Origin of the sequence: Undibacter mobilis (genome assembly GCF_003367195.1) — a bacterium.
Classification (GTDB): Bacteria; Pseudomonadota; Alphaproteobacteria; order Rhizobiales; family Xanthobacteraceae; genus Pseudolabrys; species Pseudolabrys mobilis.
On the sequence record NZ_QRGO01000002.1, the window covers coordinates 235,964 to 254,280 of the forward strand.

Genomic DNA, 18,317 nt, shown 5'->3' on the forward strand with positions numbered 1-18,317 from the left:
AGCAAACTAGAAAAGGCTGATCAAAAACCGCGTGCCGACCAGCAGCAGGAAGCAGGCAAACGCCACTTCCAGGCTCCGGCGCGACAGTCCGTGAGCGAGCCGCACGCCGTAGGTTGTCATGAAACTGGCGACCGGCGCCATCAGCACGAAGCCCGGGAGCGACACGAAGCCGAGCGACAACGGCGGCAGTTCGCCCATATGCGGCCAGCCGGCGATGATGTAGCCGATGGTGCCCGCGATGGTGATGGGTACGCCGAGACCGGCGGACGTCGCCACCGCGCGGTGAATCGGCTGGCCGTAGAGGGTGAGGATCGCCGTCGAGAAACCGCCGCCAGACACGCCGACCAATGACGACAGCGCGCCCATGGCAAAGCCGTAAAACGACAGCACGACGCGGCCGGGCAACTCGGTGCCGATATTCCAGCGGTTGGTGCCGGCCAGCATCTTCGTGGCCATCAAGGCGCAGAACGTCACGAAGGCGATCTTGAAAACGACGGCGGGCGCGAAAGACGCTGCAGCCGCGCCGATGAGAATGCCGGCAAGCGCCGCGGGCGTCCACAGCCGCAGCAAGCCCGGGATCACCGCGCCTTTTTTCTGATGCGCCGAATAGGACCGCAAGGTGGTCGGCACGATGATCGCCAGCGAGGTGCCGACGCAAAGCTGCATACGCAGATCCGCGGGCACATCCATGAAGCGGAATACCTCGTAGAGGATCGGCACGATGACGCCGCCGCCGCCGACGCCGAACAGGCCGGCGAGAAAACCGGTGACGACACCGCCCGCGAGGATCAGCAGCGCCAGCCAGATCAGTTCATTGATGGGATAGCCGAGGACCATGAAGATGCCGCAGGGGTGCGGGGCAGGATCGAAAAAAGCGTCAGGCGGCGATGTGCGCCATATCCGCGGAAGAGTCCACCAGCAGTGCCAGCGCATCAGCCATGACCGCCGCGGAGGCGCCCGGCTTCACCGCCTCGACCGAGAGGTGGCGACGGAAGGCGCGCGCACCCGGCACGGCACGGAACAGGCCCAGCACATGACGGGTGATGGAATTGAGCCGCACGCCCTTCGCCATCTCCTCTTCGATATAGGGAATGAGCGCCAGCGCCGCCTCCTTGGTCGATGCGACAGGCGCGGCTTCGCCATAGAACAGCGGATCGACACCGAGGAGCTGCCACGGCTCCTGATAGGCGGCACGGCCGAGCATGACGCCGTCGAGTTTGCCGAGATTGGCGTGCGCCTGCTCAAGGCTGGCGAGCCCGCCATTGAGCACGATCGGCCAATCGGAATGCGCCTCCTTCAGCCGATGCACGATGGCGTAGTCGAGCGGAGGGACTTCCCTGTTCTCTTTCGGCGACAGACCTTTCAGCCAGGCCTTGCGGGCGTGGACGATGAGCGCATCGGCCCCCGCATCCTTCACGTGCCGGGCAAAATCAAACAACACCTGTTCCGGGTCCTGGTCGTCAACGCCGATGCGGCATTTGACCGTGACCGGCACCTTCACCGCAGCCTTCATCGCCGCGACGCTGTCAGCCACCAGCTTCGGCTCCAGCATCAGGCAGGCGCCGAAGCGGCCTTCCTGGACCCGATCAGACGGGCAGCCGACATTCAGATTGATCTCGTCGTAACCGAAGCCCTCGCCGATGCTGGCACTTGTTGCCAGCGCCGCCGGATCGCTGCCGCCAAGCTGCAGCGCGATCGGGTGTTCGGCGGGGTCGAAACCGAGGAGCCGCTGCCGGTCGCCATGAATGACGGCGCCGGTGGTCACCATCTCGGTATAAAGCAGCGCCCGGCGCGTCATGAGCCGATGGAAGAACCGGCAATGCCGGTCCGTCCAATCCATCATTGGAGCGATGCAAAATTTTCTATTAATATCAATCATTTAGTGACTTGCTCGACGCTCAATTATTGAGCAGGACCGCATGACAATATGCAGTTGTAACGACGCCTCTAAAGCCTATACGGGGCAGAGAGTCCTCAAACAAGGCGGGAGATTACCAAGCGCGAGGCGGAAACGCTTTGCTTGCAGCGCCGCTTTCGCGACCGCGTCTGCGGTACGCCGGCAGTACGACTGAAGTTGGCATGCAAACAGTTGCCGATGTAACTTGGCGCCCGCCAACGCGTCGGCTCCATCATCAATTGTTTGAATGCAGAATGCTCCGATATGAAACGGCCCGACATCCGCTATTCACCGCGATCCGCAATCGCATCTTGCAGTAGTGTCCCGCAATCAGTGGCCCCGCACCTTACCGGGCGGAGCACCGTGACGAATTAAATGGCACACCCATCGGAACGCAACAGTATAGCAGTGTAGCGGCCGCCACAGTTACACCCGGATATGCTGGATCCGATGGTTCAGAAGCTATCCGGTGCCCCCACCCAACAGGGCCGGTCAAAGATGAAACTCGCATTGCCCGAGGCGCCCGAGATGGACGCCGCCGCAAGCTCGGGCCTGCGCCTCAATGCCGCGGAGGAGGCGATGCTGGCCAAGTTGTTCTGCACCGAAGCGACGAGTTGCCGCTGATATAGCGATCCAGATCAAGCAAGGGCATCAGAAGATCGTTCGACATCGCGAGGTTGAAACGACGAGACCGGCACTTGTCGCCATGAATGCGCACCAGGCTTGCCCTTCATCGAGGGAAGAGGTGCCGCCACCATTGGCCCGGGGCGCAGACAACATTAACAAGTCTACACAGCGCCAACGCGCCGCACTTTGCCTCTTGTCTCCTCCCACACGAGTTCACCGCGTCTCAGCATATAATTGACATGGGCGTGTGCCTCGCTGAAAGCAAAACTCATCTGGTGCGCGTCGAGATTACGGCTGAATATCACGGGCACCAACTCGGCCACCGATCTGGGCAGGACACGACATGCCTCCAGAATAAGGCTACAGCGCTCCGCATGATGTGATGCTATTTCTTCGCAGCGCAGGTGCAGCCCCCGGAACGGCAATTGATGCCCCGGCAATACAAGAGCATCCGGCTGAACATCTTGGACGATTGCTTTGAGCGAGCGCAAATAGAGACGAAGCGGATCGCCTTCCGGCTCGACGACCGATACACTGACATTCGGCGTGATCTTGGCGAGCACCTGGTCAGCGGCGAGAAAGATATTGTCTTCGGAGCAGTAAAGCATCGTCTGTTCCGGGGCATGCCCATTGCCGGAAAGCACCGCAAAGCTTCGACCACCGAGATGCAAAGTGTCACCCGCAACCAAACGCATGAAAGTGAGCGGCAAGGGCGTGACCATTCGAAGATACTTCTGGCCTTGCGTACTGACGAGGGTCGCCGCCTCGTCCGCCATCCCATGTCTCAGATAGAAATCGCGATAGGGCTTAGCCTCCAACGCAGCCTGGCTAAGCGATATATTGACGCAGCCGAGGTATGAAGTCTGACTTGTGAGCAGCGGGATGCCGAATTCCTGGCACAGCCACCCGGCAAGACCGATATGGTCAGGATGGAAGTGGGTTACAATTAACTTGGTCAACCGTTTGCCCGCCAGAGGACCGGCAAGAAGGGCTCGCCATGCCCCGCGTGTTCTTTCATCGGCGATACCTGTGTCAACAACGGCCCAACCGCCGTCATCCTCGATCAGATAGATATTGACGTGATTCAGTCGAAACGGCAGTGGAATTCGGGCCCACAGAATCCCAGGCGCAATCGCGACAACTTCGCCGGCGGCAGGAACTTCAGGGAACGGAAATTCCAGCATTGGCACCGCCTCTTGGTCCAATCAAGGCGCCCCAGTCAGGCGCGCTAAAAAACGTGCGTGAAACATTATCGTACGCGCGGTCCGAGGGCACCGCACCTCACGATATGGCAATGTCAAGAAATCAAGCCTTTGGGCAGCGCCATGCAATATTCGGCAATCGTCTCGGCATCGGTGAACCATACATTGTTTCCTGCCCGCACCACGCAGTGCTTCAGCGCGCGCCTCAGCGCGCGCAACCGGAAGGGCTGCCCACATACGAAGGGATGCAGGGCGATCGACATGACGAGCGGATGTTTCTCGGATTGATCCAGCATCTCGTCGAATTGATCGATGATCATACGTTCGAAATGCTCGCCGGTATGATCCCTCAGCACGTTGCTGCCGATATCGTTCAGTTCCATCGGATATGGCACGGACAGGATTGGCCCCGAGCGGGTCCCGATCCAGACCGGCTGATCGTCGAGCGGCCAGCCCAGCGTATGCGTATAGCCGGCCTCCACGAGCAGATCCGGCGTCACCCTGGATTCAGCCGCCGCCGGACCCATCCAGCCGGTCGGCCGCCGTCCGAAATGCGCGGCGATAAGATCGGTGGTCTCGGCAATGACTCGCGCCTCATCGTGCTCCCACATCGTGTTGAGCAGTTCACCGTTGGTGCGGCCATGTGCGCATATTGAATCGCCGCGCCGCTTGATGCGTTCGACGACCTGAGGATAATGTTCGCAAACCAGACTATTGAGCAGGATCGACGCCGGCAATCCAAGCTCCTCAAACAAGTCGAAAACCTTCCAGATTCCGACACGCAGGCCGTAATCACGCCAGGCATAGTTGCGCTGCGTCTGCGGTCCGGCTGTTCGCGAGAACGGATCATTTCCAATGCCAGCCATGAAAGCAAAGTGCTCGACATTCAGGCCGATGTAAAAGGCCAGACGCTTGCCGTCCGGCCACTGATAGGTCGGACGTTCGTCGATCGGCGAATAGCCGTAACGCCCGTGCGTCGGCAGCTTAAGCATGGGAGCGCCCTTTCCGCGACTACTCGGTCACTTGCGGGGACCTAAAGCGCAGCGGCCTTTGGCAAGCCTTCGAAATACTGTAGACACATTTCGAGCGTGACGACATCCCCGTACTTTTGGTCGACGTCGAACAGGTTGGCGTCCATCACCGCGTCACTGCGGTCGGCGACGCCCTCCCGCACGATCATGCAGCGAATGTCGCGCATGAAGCCATCGACCGCGGTCGCGCGCACGCACCCGCTCATACTCGTGCCGCAGATGAGCAGCGTATCGATCTGCTGTACGCCGAGAAAGACCTCAAGGTCCGTCCGGAAGAATGCGCTCGGCCGCCACTTGCGGATGAGTCGATCGCCCGGTTGCGGCGTGAGCTCGTCGATGATGGCAGCGCCGCGGCTCCCCTCGATCTGCACGCTGCTGAGCCCGTGATGCTTCGTTTTCAAGCGCCAAAGGCCGGCGCTCGAACCGTCCGCCGCGACCAACCCTTGCGTATAGATGACCGGCGCCTTGTGCTTGCGCGCGGCCGCCGACAGCTGCTTGATCGGCTCGTAAGTGGACGTGATGGAAGGATAGAGCGTCGTCGGCGCATCCTTATCGCAGAAGTCATTCTGCATATCGATAAGCAGAACCGCCGGACGTTTGCCGAAACCGATGCGCTGGCCCATGCCCTGGCGGGCGTAGACTTCGTTCGAAGCGCTATCCGACTTTATGACGGTCTTCAAGGTTGCCGCGACGGAACTATTCATGTGGCTGGCACTCCGATTATTGATCGTTAGGCTGCGAAATTCTTGTCATAGGTATCGCCCGTCAACGCGCTGGCACGCTTGAGGAGATCTTCGATCTCGCGGCGGCAGTCGTTGAATTCATGCCCCGTGGGATCTCGCGGACGGTCAAATTTGATCGGCACATCCGCAAGAATTCTGCCCGGACGCGCGGTCATGACGACGACCCGATCCCCCAACAAGACGGCTTCTTCGACGCTATGGGTGATGAACATGACCGTCAGGTTCATCTCTTTGGAGAGGCGGCTCAGTTCGCGCTGAAGCGACAAGCGGGTCTGCGCATCGAGCGCGGCGAATGGCTCGTCCATGAGGAGAATTTTCGGGCCGTTGACAAGAACGCGCGCCAGCGCGGCCCGCTGGCGCATCCCGGCCGAGAGTTCATGCGGATAGCGCGTTGCTGCCGATTCCAGGCCGACCGTCAGCAGCATCGCGTCGACGGCCTCACGCATTTTCTCCCGCGACACGCCGCGTTCGCGTGGGCCGTACTCAATGTTGCGCCGGAGATTGAGCCAGGGGAAAAGCGCGTATTCCTGAAACACGACCGCACGGTCGGCGCCGGGGCCTTCGATGGGCCGGCCATCCACGAGCATTTGACCTGATGTTTTGCCTTCGAAACCAGCCAGCATGTAGAGCAACGATGTTTTGCCGCAGCCGCTCGGACCTATAACCGTGACAAACTCGCCGCGCTGAATTTGAAGCGAGAGATCCTTGAAGGCTACGACCCGTTCTCCACGGGTATCCAGATAGGTTTTACCGAGCTGAATACATTCGATTCGCGGAACTGCGTTCATCGGCCTACAAGTCCCCGTTGCCAGCGTAGCGACATATTGGAAAGGCTTACCAGCAGCCAATCGGAGAAAAGGCCGAACAGCCCGACGCTTATGATTGCGGCGACGATGAGGTCAAGACGGTTCACCTGATAGGCGGACCAGAGCGCGTAACCAAGCCCACCCTGCACAGCGAGCATTTCGGCGACGATGACGAGCACCCACGACAGCCCGAGCCCGATACGCAGGCCGGCGAAAACGGCGGGCAATGTGGACGGCAAGACCACACGCCACAGAACTTTGCGCGCAGGCGTTCCTAACATCCGCGCGGCACGGATGAGCGTGCGCGGCGTTTGGCGCGCGCCCGCGGCAATATTGGTGGCAATGGGGAAGAACGCGCCGAAGGCGATAAGCGATATCGCCGCAGTTTCGTGAATGCCGAAAAAGAAAACGACGAAAGGCACCCAGGCCGTCGTCGGAATGGCACGCAGGAAGTTGACCATATTCTCGAACAGGTCATTCATCAATGCGTACCAGCCAAGCATCAGGCCGAACGTCGCTCCAGCCGCCGACGCTATGGCAAAGCCGGCGGCGACGCGGCGCACGCTCAAAAGCGCATAGGTGCCCCAGGTCCCCGAATACCACGCCAGCGGCGTGACGGGACCGGCGATCCATTCATACCAACTCTCGATGACGGCCGCAGGCGAAGGAATCGACGAGGAAGGTGCCCACCCTGTGGCCGCAGCCAATTGCCATACCGCCAGGATAACGGCAGGCACGATGAGGCCGCGGAGAAGGCGGCTGGCGAAGAGCACGCTCAGCCTTCGCCTGCCGGGCGGTTCATCCGCCCGGGACTCTGGTTGAGTAATGGCTGCGCCGATCGGTTGGGCCATACAGGCTACCGTCTCACGATCGCAAGCGCTTCTTTTGGCGGGCCGGTCAGTTCGGCACGGCTCTTGCCGGTAGCCGCCATCAGAGGAGCAAAATCAATGAGGCTTTCGACTTTCCCGGACGCGTCGGTTTTGGTGAAGCCGAATTGCGGACCGAGCTTCGCCGCGCCGACGATAGCGTTGACGTCAATTTTCTCGCTGAAGACCATGTTGCGGAACGACAGTGCCGCCACTTCCGGCGTCACGCCGGTGACACTTACCACGAGCTTCTTGAAGTACTCTTCGTCCCTGATTTCCTGCATGCTGGCGAGGTACGCCTTCATCAGATTTGTCGCCAGTTCCTTGTCGGCGAGAAGATCCGAACTCGCCAGCAGCCCGGAATTCGCATTGCCGAGCGAGCAAGCGCCAATGTCGAGTTTCGGCGGATAGTGTCCAACTCCTGAAACGACCAGCTGGTCCGACTGGGGTGAAAACAGGACAACGCCGTCGACGTCGCCACGGCGCAGCGCTTCCGTTGCGGTGGCGCCGACCGAAACATTCACCAGTTTGATTTTGCCGACGTCCGCGCCGCCTTCCTTGGCCGCGATCAGGAACTGCACACGGGCCCATGTCCCCGGAACGACGCCGATATTCCGTCCTTCGAGTTCGGACCATTTGTTTACCTCGACGCCCTTGCGCATGACGAGGTTCTGGGCGCCGTACTGGTTTGCCGCGATATAGCGCAGATTGGTTATATTTTGATCGGCCACGGTCGACATCGTGTCGATGCCGCAGGTAGCGGAATTGGTCTGCCCGAGGTGCGCTGCCCGCGCCTGTTCCGCATATGTGAACAAAATCGACATCTCGACGCTGAAGCCAAAACGAGGTGCGACGGTACCAAGATTCCAAACAGGCGCAGCCGCGTTCCGCGAAGCCGCAATTTTAACGACCAGGCCGGAAGCAGCATAAGAAACGTTCGCCACCGCAATTCCAGCTAAACCCACAGCCGACGCGCCAAGAAAAGCACGGCGATCAAGCAAATATTCGTTCTTCATAATGAAGCCCCTCGCGCCGGTTTAATCGCGGCGGCTTGTTGATGTTGGCATCTGTGCCACTTTTGATATTCCTACCATTTTACGTACGGTGTCAATGCCAGCATTTAGGCAGACTGCCGACGTTGCGAGCCATCTAATGATCGCCCCTGCTCTCTCGCGCGTGCTGAACAAGGGCGAGAAAGCGAAACAGGCCGTGCACGAATTTGCCGTAGGGCATCGTCAGGAAGAGTGCAAAAACAACGCCAAGATGCACTGCCAGCAGGACACCCATGGCCGGCGTCGCGCGCAGCACAAGCAGCGCAAGACCGGTGACGCTTGTCAGCAGCAGCATGACGATGAAGGCGACGTCCATGCCTGATTTCGTCTCATCGAGAAGCTCTGGCGCCCGCTTGAACTTCGCGACGAGCAAGCCGACCGGGCCAACGATGAGCCCTATGCCACCGAGCGTACCGAATACGACGGGCAAGTCCCACCACGGATATGGCGCCTCACGGCCGAGGAAATAGTGATAGAGCGTCGCCACCGTTGTTGAAGCAAGGCAGAGCAGAAAACCATAGAACGTCGCGTGATGGTAATGCTTGCGGCGATCGGTCGGCTTGTCATCATCGTTCATGCAGCCAGCCCCGCCGCCGTCGAGATAGCGCAGACTGCCCGCATCTTTAACTGCCTGCAGGAAAGCGCCGATCCCGCCTGCGGGCGTATTCCCGGCAATATCACGCCAGAAAGCCCGCATACTCATGGTCAGCGCCAGGATGGCATAGACGAACACACCGCCAAAGAGGAGCGCCATGACATTGTGCGGCATCAGCCGATAGAAGGCGCCTGGTCCCACATGTGTCCCGGTCAACACTGATGGATCGGCCCAGATGAAAAAGCCAAGGAGGAACGCCGCAACGCTGAACGCTGCAATCAGGCTAATTGCCAGCCCATTGCGTGCGAACAGGCCTGACAATGCGCCGGGCCAAGCATAGGTCTGGTAGGACTCTCCGCGCACGCGCGCCAGCGTGCGCGGCACATTGACGTCGAACTCATGGGGCGGCGAGAACTGGCAATCCGCGTAGCAGGCACCGCAGCCATGGCAAAGATTGGCCAGAAAATTGAGATCGCCGTCTTTGAAAAGGTTGCGGCGCTCCATTGCCGGAAACACCGCGCAAAGGCCCTCGCAGTAACGGCACGAGTTGCATATGACCATCAGCCGGTCGGCTTCGGCCAACGCCCGTGTCGGATGCGCCATGGTCGTGTGCATGTCAATTGCGCGCATTCTTCGCTGCTCCCCGTCCCGCTATGCGCCCGGAGACGCTGCCGATCATCATGCCGATGCCGGCGGCGTAGCCTTTGGTCAGCACATTGCCGGCCATGATCTCGCCTGCCGCAAACATGTTGGCGGCAGGTTTCCCGTCGGCCATCAGCATCCGCGACTCCAAATTCACGCGTACGCCGAGATAGGTGAAGGTAATGCCGGGCCGCACCGGGTAGGCATAGAACGGCGCTTGTTCAATTCGGCGCGCCCAATGCGTCTTCGGCGGCGTAACGCCCTCTGTGCGGCAATCGTCGAGATCGGCATGATTGAACGTACCTGGCCGAACTCCCGCGTTGAAATCACCGATCGTCTTTTCCAGGGCGTCGGCGTCGAGACCGAGCTTGCCCGCAAGGTCCCGGATGCTGCCGGCCGTAATCGGCGGAAACAGCGACGGCATGAACAACCTCAACGACGAGGCATCGAATATGATGTAGGCAATTTGATCGGGCTGCTGCGCCACAAGGCGGCCCCAGATGGCATACCGCTTCGGCCAGATATCCTCGCCTTCATCGTAGAAACGCTGGGCGTGCTTGTTTACCACCACACCGAACACGACGCAGTCGAGCCGCGTGATAATGCCGCCGTCGTATTTTGGGGCCCGCGCGTCGATCGCCACCGCATGACACTGCGTCGGATCGCCGGTTTCCTGCACGCCGGCATTGTGCAACATCTTGAGCACCGAACCACGGTTATACGGCGTACCGCGGATGAGAAAATTCTCGGCCGCATCGCCCCAGTATTCTTTCAGCCATTCGATGTTCGATTCAAAGCCGCCGGCGGCCGCAACCAGCGTGCGGGCCCGTACCTGATGCGGCTTGCTTTCGTGCGTCACCGTCGCCGACAGGAACATGCCGTTTTCGATCGTGACCGCCGTAGCCGGCGCGTCATAGAGAATATCGATGCCGAGTTCCTCGGCCGTGTCGTAGAGCGCGTTCAACATCGCCCTGCCGCCACCGAGGAAGAAGGCATTGGTGCGCCCGAGCGTCAGCGTGCCGCCCAGCGATCGCTGGTAACGCACTCCCTGCTCCTGCAGCCAAACCAGCACTTCCTTCGACTCGCGGATCATGTGCTTAGCAAGCGGCTCGTCGGTTTTGCCTCCGGTGACGCGCAGCAGGTCGTCGAACAGTTCTTCCTCGCTATACGGCCCGGTAAGCGTCTCCGTCGCCGCGTCATGCGCGCATCGGATGTTGCGCGTGTGGCGCGTATTGCCGCCTCGATAGAACTTCGGCGCACCTTCAAGTACCAATACCGAAGCCCCGTCACGCCGCGCCGCAATTGCGGCGCACAGCGCAGCATTGCCGCCGCCGACGACAAGAACATCATATTGCTTTTCAAGATCGACCATAAACGTCCCGGCGCCATTTCGTTACAAGACAAGTATCGTTCCAGACAGTTCGCACTCAGGCATTCGGCAGCCGCGAGCGCCAGTATTCCCACGCCCGCGCGAGCGTCGCCTCCGGGAATTTCCCGGCCAGTGCGATTTCCTCATCGGTGAAAACGCTGATATCGCCAAAGGTCAGCGCACGCAGCTGAAGCTCGGCGTCGCGGCAGCCATAGATCGAGCGAAATACCAGTTCGCGCATGGACCCGCCCACAACGGTTGCTCCGTGCCGCTTCATCAGGACCATATTGCTGTCGCCGAGACACATTGCCAGCGAGAGGGCCTCGGCCTCGCGGGTAACAAGGTGGTTCGTCGCGCCGAATCCTTCGCGCTGATCCCACATCGGCACCTGCCGTCCGATAGCGGCGCCGAGCTGCGTGACAACACGAAGCTTCAGGTCAGCGAGGCAGAACGGCATCATCGATGGTGAGTGGTGATGGCAAATCGCATTTACATCCGGCCGCATGCGATAGAGGACTGAATGGATGATGCGCTCTGAATATTGTGCGAGACCGGTCGATGATACTGGCTCACCCGAGAGGTCGTACTCCAGCACATCGGCTTCCGTCGCGAGTTCCGGCGCGATGGAGCGGGTCAGAAAGAAACGGCCTGGGTCGGTCGGGTGGCGCATGCTGACGTGGCCGAAGGCGTCCAGGACGGCTTCGCGGGTCAGCATGCGGTTGGCGAGCGTGACGAGGGTGTGCGGGCTTTCAGCAGACATCAACACAAATTTCCAAGGTGGCCATCTTGTAATAATATAGAGACTTGTATAAAAATTGGAACATCCTATTGGCGAGTTCCCATTTTATCCTCGGAAAGCGCTACAAATCGCCTCTCTCTCTCGGTTGACCGCTGTATCGAAAGTGGAAATGTCCGCCCCCGGGCTTAAAACGCATGAATAATCTTCTGACGCTATTTAACTCCGATCGCTGGGAGGAATATTCCCAGGGCGGTTTCTGGGGCAATGACACGCTATACAGCCTCGTGCGCGGCCACGCCCAACGCACGCCGGACCGCATCGCGATCCGCAGTGCCGGCGGCGATTTAAGCTATCGTCGGTTGGTTGATCTGGTTGATGCGTTTGCCGGCGACCTCGCCGAAACCGGGGTCAGCCTGGGACAGCGCGTCGCCGTATGGCTGCCGAGCCGCCCGGAAACAATCATCGCCCTGCTCGCCTGTAGCCGCAACAGATACATCTGCTGCCCCTCCCTGCACCGCGATCACACCGTGGGCGACATTGTCGCCTTGCTGAAGCGCATGCGCGCCGTGGCCGTGGTTGCCGAGGCGGGCTATGGCGCCGACGCCAGCAAAAATGATTTATTCGCGCAACTCGGCGAAGTCGAAACGCTTCGCAAGGTGTACCGGCTGGAAAAAACCGATGGCGGCCGCGCACCAGGGATTATCGCACCGGCCGGTTCCGTGGCCGCGGCACCGAAAGGAAATCCCAACACCATCCTCTATCTCGCTTTCACCTCCGGCACGACCGGCGAGCCGAAAGGCGTGATGCACAGCGACAATACACTGCTTGCCAACGCGCGCGCTCTGGCGGCCGACTGGAACATCAACGAGACGTCCGTCGTCTATTCGCTGAGCCCTCTGAGCCACAATCTCGGGTTTGGCGCGATGATCATGGCGCTCGGCATGGGCGGGCAAATCGTTATCCACGATTTGCCGCGCGGGGCGAGTCTGATCGATCGCCTGATCGACACCGGCACAACCTTTCTCGTCGGCGTGCCGACACATGCGATCGACCTCCTTGCCGAGGTCAAGGCGCGCAACCTCGCTGGTATCGGTAGACTGCAAGGATTCCGCATTTCCGGCGCGCAAGCCCCGCAGGAATTGGTCGCCGAGTTGATCGCACGCGGTATTATTCCGCAAAGCGGTTACGGCATGACCGAGACTTGCTCCCATCAATACACGCTTCCCAATGACGACCCGCGTCTTATTGTCGAGAGCTGCGGCCGCAGCAGCCCCGGCTACGAGATCCGCATCTTCGATCGCGAAGATCAAAATCGGGAACTGGCGGCCGGCGAGATCGGTCAGATCGGCGGGCGGGGCGCCAGCCTGATGCTCGGCTATTTCGACGATCAGAAGTCGACGGAAGACTCCTTCAACCGCGATGGCTGGTTCATGACCGGCGATCTCGGCTGGGTCGATGAGAACGGCTATCTGCGCATCACGGGCCGCAAGAAAGACGTCATCATTCGCGGCGGCCACAACATTTATCCTGCCAGGATTGAAGCATTGGCCGCGACGCATGATGCCGTCCAGCGCGCCGCCGCCGTTCCCGTTCCGGACCAGCGCCTCGGTGAACGTGTGTGCCTCGCTATTATGACGCGGCCCGGAAAGTCGGTCGATGCGCCGGAAATCCTCCAGCACCTCGACGATGCCGGGCTGTCGAAATACGACATGCCAGAATTCTTCCTGCGCGTCGATGAAATCCCTCTCACTGCCAGCGGCAAGATTCGCAAGCGCGATGTCAGCGACTGGATTGCCGACGGCCGCGTCACACCGGAACCTGTGCGCTTCCAAGCCAAGACACAATGAGCCACGCCCACAGCGATGCACTCGCGCGACTGCGAGAACAGATGGAAGGGCCGCCGTTCCATCACCTGCTGCGGCCGCAAGCTGTCGATGTCGATCCGGAAGGCGGGACCATCACCATCCGTCTTCAATTTCGCGATGAATTGGCGCGCGCCAAGAGCGACAGAGCCTTTCATGGCGGCGTCATTGCTTCGCTGATAGATCTTGCCGGCCACGCTGCCGTCGCCGTAAAGATCGGCCGCATGGCGCCGACCATCGACCTGCGTATCGACTACATGAGCCGGGCCGAAGGCGAGGCGATCACGGCCCACGCCAAATTGCTGAAGGCCGGCCGCTCAGTGGCACGGGTCGACATCGAAGTTTTTGATGCGCAAAACAGATCCGTTGCACTCGGCCGCGGTACCTACAGCACGATCTGAATACGGAAAACGGCGCAAGTCTGCCGCAGGTCTCACCTATTATCACGCTGTGTACTTATTGCTACAACTTTGCCGGACAGCTTTCGTTCGCCTCATGGGCACAAATGCCGGGTTTGCGGCAGCTTTTAACGGTGGCGGCCCGCCGTCGCTTGCGCAATATCATCTGCTGTATTAAAAACGAGATAGTTGTCTCACTCCGGATTTTTCCATGCGCGCTGCGATCGTCAAAGATTTTGGTCCAATCGCCAGCCACATGGCTGGAGACTTGCCCGACCCGACGGCGCGTGCCGGCGAAGTGCTCATTACCATCAAGGCAACTGCGGTCAATTTTGTCGACAGCCTTGTCGTCACTGGTAAGTACCAGTTCCTGCCGCAGCGCCCTTTCGCGCCGGGCAAGCTGCCAGCCGGCGAGATTGCCGCTCTTGGCGAAGGCGTTTCGGGCTTCAAGGTCGGCGACCACGTGCTCGCGCTCGCCGAGCAAGGCGGCTACGCGCAAAAGATCGCCGTCGACGCAAAGCAATGTTTCAAACTGCCGCCGACGATGAGTTTTGGCGAGGCCGCATCGATGGCGCTGGTTTACGATACATCCTGGTTTGCCTTACGCGAACGAGCGCGCATTCAAGCCGGCGACAGCGTGCTGGTCCTTGGCTCGACTGGGGGCGTGGGTCTGGCCTCTGTGCAACTGGCCAAGGCCATGGGCGCAAAAGTCCTGGCTGGTGTCTCCACCGCGGCCAAGGCACCGCTGGCTATGGAAGCCGGCGCCGACGATATCGTAGACTTGTCGCAGCCTAACCTGCGGGATTCGCTTCGCGAGCAAGTTTTCGCCAAGAATGGCGGCAAAGGTGTCGACATCGTTATCGACCCGATCGGCGGCGACGCCTTCGACGCCGCGTTGCGCGCGCTAGCTTGGCGCGGCCGCCTTGTCGTCATCGGCTTTGCCTCCGGTCGTATTCCAGAGGTGAAGGTGAACTATCTGTTGCTCAAGAACATTGAGGTGACCGGCCTTCAAGTCAGCGACTATCGCAAACGGATGCCGGAAATGATGGCCGAATGCATGCGGGAAATCTTTGCGCTGTACGAAGCCGGCAAACTGAAGCCTGCGACCTTCGAGACGCGCCCGCTCGACGCCTTCGCCGAAGCTCTGCAGGAAGTTGTCGACAGACGTGCGCATGGGCGTATCGTTCTCGAGCCCAATCCATGATCCATCGGAGAGACGGGTGACATTGCGCTACGATGAGATCGGCAACAGGCTTAAAGCCTACCGGCTTGGCTCCAATCTCAGCGCCGATGAGATCGCCAATCAGCTCGGCATCTCGCGCACCGCTTTGTATCGCTTCGAGAAGGGCGAGCTTGCCAAAATTGAGACCCTGGAACGGCTTGCCGAACTCCTCGGCGTATCGATCCCCACCCTGCTCGGCGTCGGCATCGAATACATCCCGTCTGCGGTCAGCTATTTCGAGCGCATGCGGCAGATCGAGGAGACCAGCGACCAGATCATCGTGCTGTCGGGTCCCATCTCGCTGCTGCTCTCGTCCGACAACTTCATGCTCACACTCGAAGAAGTACTGACTGAAAATGTAACCAAGAACGTAGCCAACAGGGAACGGGCGCTCAGCGATATTCCTAAGCTCATGGAGATCCTGCGGGCCCGCAAGGATGCCTATCGCCGCCGCCGCCCGGCCATCGTCAATCTGATGTCGGCGATGGAGATAGAGCGCTTCCTCCACCATGGACTGGTCGGCCGAAGCGGCTTGCCGGAAGAGGTTCTCGAACAGCGCCGCGCCTTGGCGCGAGAGGAACTCGACCATTTCGCCCAGCTTCTGGAGAACCCGCCGATTGGTGTCCAGATCGGCATTGTCACAGACACGCTTCCGCATACCGGCTTTCAGATTTTCCGCCAGCCGGATCGCAAGATTCTGGTGCTGAGTCCATTCCGACTAGGCGGCGAGCCGAACATTCGTGTCGGCGTGGCGATGATCACCTCCGCCCCGGATGCACTCTCCTTTCATGAAGCGTCCATTGACGAGATGTGGGGACGCGCCCTGAAAGGCCAAAACGCCGCAAATCTCGTGCGCCAGTTGCTCGCCAGTAAGCGGGTGCCAAATGACAATGAGGATTTCTCCAATCCTGGTAAAGCGCCGAAGCGCGGATCGCGCAATAAGCGGCCGTCCTTGATGTGACGGACGATGCCACGCCGGCCTTGTGATCGTTCACGAGGCCGCGCGTTGCCCATGCCAGAACTTTGGACATTATCGATGAACCTCAAAAAGCATAACCGCTACAATTATTCGCCGATCACTGAGCGGGCGGACTTCAAATGGCCCGGTGGCAAGCGCCTCGCTTTTTATGTCGCGCTGAATGTCGAGCATTTCAGCTTCGGCGAAGGCCTCGGCCATACGCCGACGGCACCCGGACCGCAGCCTGACGTTCGCAATTTCGGCTGGCGCGATTACGGGCTCCGCGTCGGCATATGGCGCATATTCGACATGATGGATGAACTCGGCCTGCCGATGTGCCACCTCCTTAATGCGTCGGTCTGCGAGGAGATGCCGCAGATCCCTGCGCGCATCGCCAAACGCGGCGACGAGGTGGTTGGCCATGGCTATACCAATTCGGAGCGGCAATCCGACATGGATGCGGCAACCGAGGCGGCCATGATTCGCCACGCGACCGACACGCTCGCCAAACATGTCGGCCGCCGGCCCTTCGGTTGGATGGGCCCCTGGATTTCCGAGACAGCGGTTACACCCGACCTGCTGCAGGAGTGCGGCTACACGTACCTCATGGATTGGCCCGCGGACGACCAGCCGTTCTGGATGAAAACGCGCGCCGGCCGGATTCTCTCGGTGCCCTACCCGATCGAGATCAACGACACGCCGACCATGCTGAGCCGCGCCCAACCGGCAACAGACTTTCATCGGATGATCATCGATCAGTTCAACGAAATGCTGCGTCTGTCGAAGGACCAATCGCTTGTCTTCGGCATTTCCCTGCACACATTCTGCAGCGGTCAACCATTCCGGCTTAGTCAGGTGCGACAGGCCTTGCAGACGCTCTTGAGTCATCCGGGCTTCGAAACGGTCTGGGTCACGACGCCCGGACAAATCGCGGACTACGCGGCCACACTCCCCGCCGACTGCGTGCCTTAATCGTTACAGCTCGATACGGGGCCCCTGCCCAAGCAGAGCAAAAACGCGCTGCGCGATCGCCAGCAGGCGATCGTCGGCAAAATGCGCACCGACGAGTTGGATGCCGACAGGCATGCCGCTTGGCCCGGCGTCGGTCGGCAAGGTCACGGTCGGTGTGCGCAGCTGCGTCCAAATGCTCTGGAATCGATGATGGCCTGTATGAGCCAGACCGAGCGGCGCTTCGCCATCGGCCGCCGGCGTCAGCAACACATCGACATCGGTAAAAAGCGCAGCAACCCGATGACGACAAAGCGCGACCTGTTCGAGCGCTTCGATATATTGCGCGCGCGGAATGACGAGACCATTGCGGATGCTTTTGCCTAACGCGTCAGTGATTTTATCGGCATGCGTGTTCCATTCCCAGGCCATGCCGCGGGCGCGCTCATAGTCATTGATGATCTCGCGCGTCCTCGGCAAGCCCTCGCAAGGCGGCGGCAGCGCAACATCGCACACGCTGAAGCCGACTTTCTCCAATCGCCGTGCCGCATTCTCAACCGCGTTGCGCGTCGCCTCGTCCGCGTCTTTCCAGGCATAGGTTCGGCACAGGCCAATCCGAATCGGCGCGTCAGCCGGGAGCCATTGCACCTTGGCGCTGTTGGTCAACACCTGCATAAACAACGCGGCATCTTCAACGGTCCTGACCATCAGCCCCATCGTATCGAGGCTTTCAGCGGCAGGTTTCACACCTTGGCGATTGATCAGGCCGAAAGTTGGCTTGTAGCCCACGATGCCGCAATAAGAGGCAGGCCGCTGCACGGAGCCACCGGTCTGCGTTCCAAACCCGAACGGCACCATAAAGTCGGCAACGGCAGCTGCCGACCCGCTCGACGAACCACCGGGCGTACGCGCCGCATTATGGGGATTGGTCGTGACGTTTGCGGCCGGTCCAGCAAACTCGCACGTTACGGTTTTGCCGACTATCAGCGCACCCGCCGCACGCAATTGCGCGACGCAGCCGGCATCGGACAAGGTGCGGTAACCGCGATAAATCGGTGAGCCCATCTGTGTCGGCATATCGGCGGTTTCGATGATATCCTTGACGCCAACCGGCACGCCGAAAAGCGGTCCGCGATTGGCTCGAGAGTCGAGGGCTTTTGCCTCTCGCAGCACCTGATCCAGATCAATGAACGCCCAGGCCTTGACAACAGGCTCACGGGCGGCGACCCGCGCCAGGCATTCCCGCGCCAGCGTTTCGCAATTGACCGTGCCGTTCAAGGTCAAGGCCACAATCTCGGTGGCGGACAATGTATTCAGCGGCTGCACGATATGGAAAGCTCCTCACGCCGTAGCAACCTGG

General features: G+C 60.3%; 18 protein-coding genes. 6 read left to right on the forward strand and 12 right to left on the reverse strand.

The window, feature by feature from the left end:
- Positions 1–6: 6 nt before the first annotated feature.
- Positions 7–837 carry a sulfite exporter TauE/SafE family protein gene (locus DXH78_RS15360; protein WP_115518104.1) on the reverse strand — a complete coding sequence of 277 codons (831 nt, stop codon included), beginning with the start codon at positions 835–837 and terminating at the stop codon, positions 7–9.
- 40 nt (positions 838–877) lie between these two features.
- The gene (dusA, locus tag DXH78_RS15365; protein ID WP_115518105.1) at positions 878–1,879 is read right to left on the reverse strand and encodes a tRNA dihydrouridine(20/20a) synthase DusA; all 1,002 of its coding nucleotides are present in this window, start codon (positions 1,877–1,879) and stop codon (positions 878–880) included.
- Between the two features lie 516 nt (positions 1,880–2,395).
- Between dusA and DXH78_RS20270 the strand changes: the two genes are divergently transcribed.
- Positions 2,396–2,521, forward strand: a complete 126-nt coding sequence (locus DXH78_RS20270; protein ID WP_283805640.1) for a hypothetical protein — start codon at positions 2,396–2,398, stop codon at positions 2,519–2,521.
- Between the two features lie 164 nt (positions 2,522–2,685).
- Here the strand turns inward: DXH78_RS20270 and DXH78_RS15370 are convergent, their stop codons facing one another.
- The 9 genes from DXH78_RS15370 to DXH78_RS15410 form a co-directional block, all read right to left on the reverse strand.
- Complete coding sequence (locus DXH78_RS15370) at positions 2,686–3,708, reverse strand: MBL fold metallo-hydrolase (protein ID WP_115518516.1); 1,023 nt, start codon at positions 3,706–3,708, stop codon at positions 2,686–2,688.
- 113 nt (positions 3,709–3,821) lie between these two features.
- Positions 3,822–4,718, reverse strand: a complete 897-nt coding sequence (locus DXH78_RS15375; RefSeq protein ID WP_115518106.1) for a polysaccharide deacetylase family protein — start codon at positions 4,716–4,718, stop codon at positions 3,822–3,824.
- Positions 4,719–4,759: 41 nt separating this feature from the next.
- The gene (locus DXH78_RS15380; RefSeq protein WP_115518107.1) at positions 4,760–5,461 is read right to left on the reverse strand and encodes an isochorismatase family protein; all 702 of its coding nucleotides are present in this window, start codon (positions 5,459–5,461) and stop codon (positions 4,760–4,762) included.
- Positions 5,462–5,487: 26 nt separating this feature from the next.
- The gene (locus DXH78_RS15385) at positions 5,488–6,288 is read right to left on the reverse strand and encodes an ABC transporter ATP-binding protein (RefSeq protein ID WP_115518108.1); all 801 of its coding nucleotides are present in this window, start codon (positions 6,286–6,288) and stop codon (positions 5,488–5,490) included.
- Positions 6,285–7,157, reverse strand: coding sequence for an ABC transporter permease (locus tag DXH78_RS15390; RefSeq protein ID WP_115518109.1), 873 nt, complete (start codon positions 7,155–7,157; stop codon positions 6,285–6,287). The genes DXH78_RS15385 and DXH78_RS15390 overlap by 4 nt, the downstream gene beginning before the upstream one ends.
- A gap of 5 nt (positions 7,158–7,162) precedes the next feature.
- A complete protein-coding gene (locus DXH78_RS15395) occupies positions 7,163–8,188 on the reverse strand; it encodes an ABC transporter substrate-binding protein (RefSeq protein WP_115518110.1) in 1,026 nt (341 codons plus the stop codon).
- Positions 8,189–8,321: 133 nt separating this feature from the next.
- Positions 8,322–9,449, reverse strand: coding sequence for a tricarballylate utilization 4Fe-4S protein TcuB (gene tcuB / locus DXH78_RS15400; protein ID WP_210209593.1), 1,128 nt, complete (start codon positions 9,447–9,449; stop codon positions 8,322–8,324).
- Entirely contained in the window at positions 9,436–10,833 is a 1,398-nt protein-coding gene (gene tcuA, locus DXH78_RS15405; protein WP_115518111.1) for an FAD-dependent tricarballylate dehydrogenase TcuA, read from the reverse strand. Before tcuA ends, tcuB begins: the two co-directional genes overlap by 14 nt.
- 55 nt (positions 10,834–10,888) lie before the next feature.
- Positions 10,889–11,590 carry a class II aldolase/adducin family protein gene (locus tag DXH78_RS15410; protein WP_115518112.1) on the reverse strand — a complete coding sequence of 234 codons (702 nt, stop codon included), beginning with the start codon at positions 11,588–11,590 and terminating at the stop codon, positions 10,889–10,891.
- 173 nt (positions 11,591–11,763) lie between these two features.
- Here DXH78_RS15410 and DXH78_RS15415 point away from each other — a divergent pair, with 173 nt between their 5' ends.
- From DXH78_RS15415 to DXH78_RS15435, 5 genes are all read left to right on the forward strand, one after another.
- On the forward strand, positions 11,764–13,416 hold the full coding sequence (locus tag DXH78_RS15415) for a class I adenylate-forming enzyme family protein (protein WP_115518113.1): 1,653 nt from the start codon (positions 11,764–11,766) through the stop codon (positions 13,414–13,416).
- The gene (locus DXH78_RS15420) at positions 13,413–13,832 is read left to right on the forward strand and encodes a PaaI family thioesterase (protein ID WP_115518114.1); all 420 of its coding nucleotides are present in this window, start codon (positions 13,413–13,415) and stop codon (positions 13,830–13,832) included. Before DXH78_RS15415 ends, DXH78_RS15420 begins: the two co-directional genes overlap by 4 nt.
- 208 nt (positions 13,833–14,040) lie before the next feature.
- Complete coding sequence (locus tag DXH78_RS15425; protein ID WP_115518115.1) at positions 14,041–15,033, forward strand: NADPH:quinone oxidoreductase family protein; 993 nt, start codon at positions 14,041–14,043, stop codon at positions 15,031–15,033.
- Positions 15,034–15,049: 16 nt separating this feature from the next.
- Positions 15,050–16,012 carry a helix-turn-helix domain-containing protein gene (locus DXH78_RS15430; protein WP_245416896.1) on the forward strand — a complete coding sequence of 321 codons (963 nt, stop codon included), beginning with the start codon at positions 15,050–15,052 and terminating at the stop codon, positions 16,010–16,012.
- 75 nt (positions 16,013–16,087) lie between these two features.
- On the forward strand, positions 16,088–16,981 hold the full coding sequence (locus tag DXH78_RS15435; protein WP_115518117.1) for a polysaccharide deacetylase family protein: 894 nt from the start codon (positions 16,088–16,090) through the stop codon (positions 16,979–16,981).
- 3 nt (positions 16,982–16,984) lie between these two features.
- Here the strand turns inward: DXH78_RS15435 and DXH78_RS15440 are convergent, their stop codons facing one another.
- Complete coding sequence (locus DXH78_RS15440; RefSeq protein ID WP_168192852.1) at positions 16,985–18,283, reverse strand: amidase; 1,299 nt, start codon at positions 18,281–18,283, stop codon at positions 16,985–16,987.
- Positions 18,284–18,317: the final 34 nt, after the last annotated feature.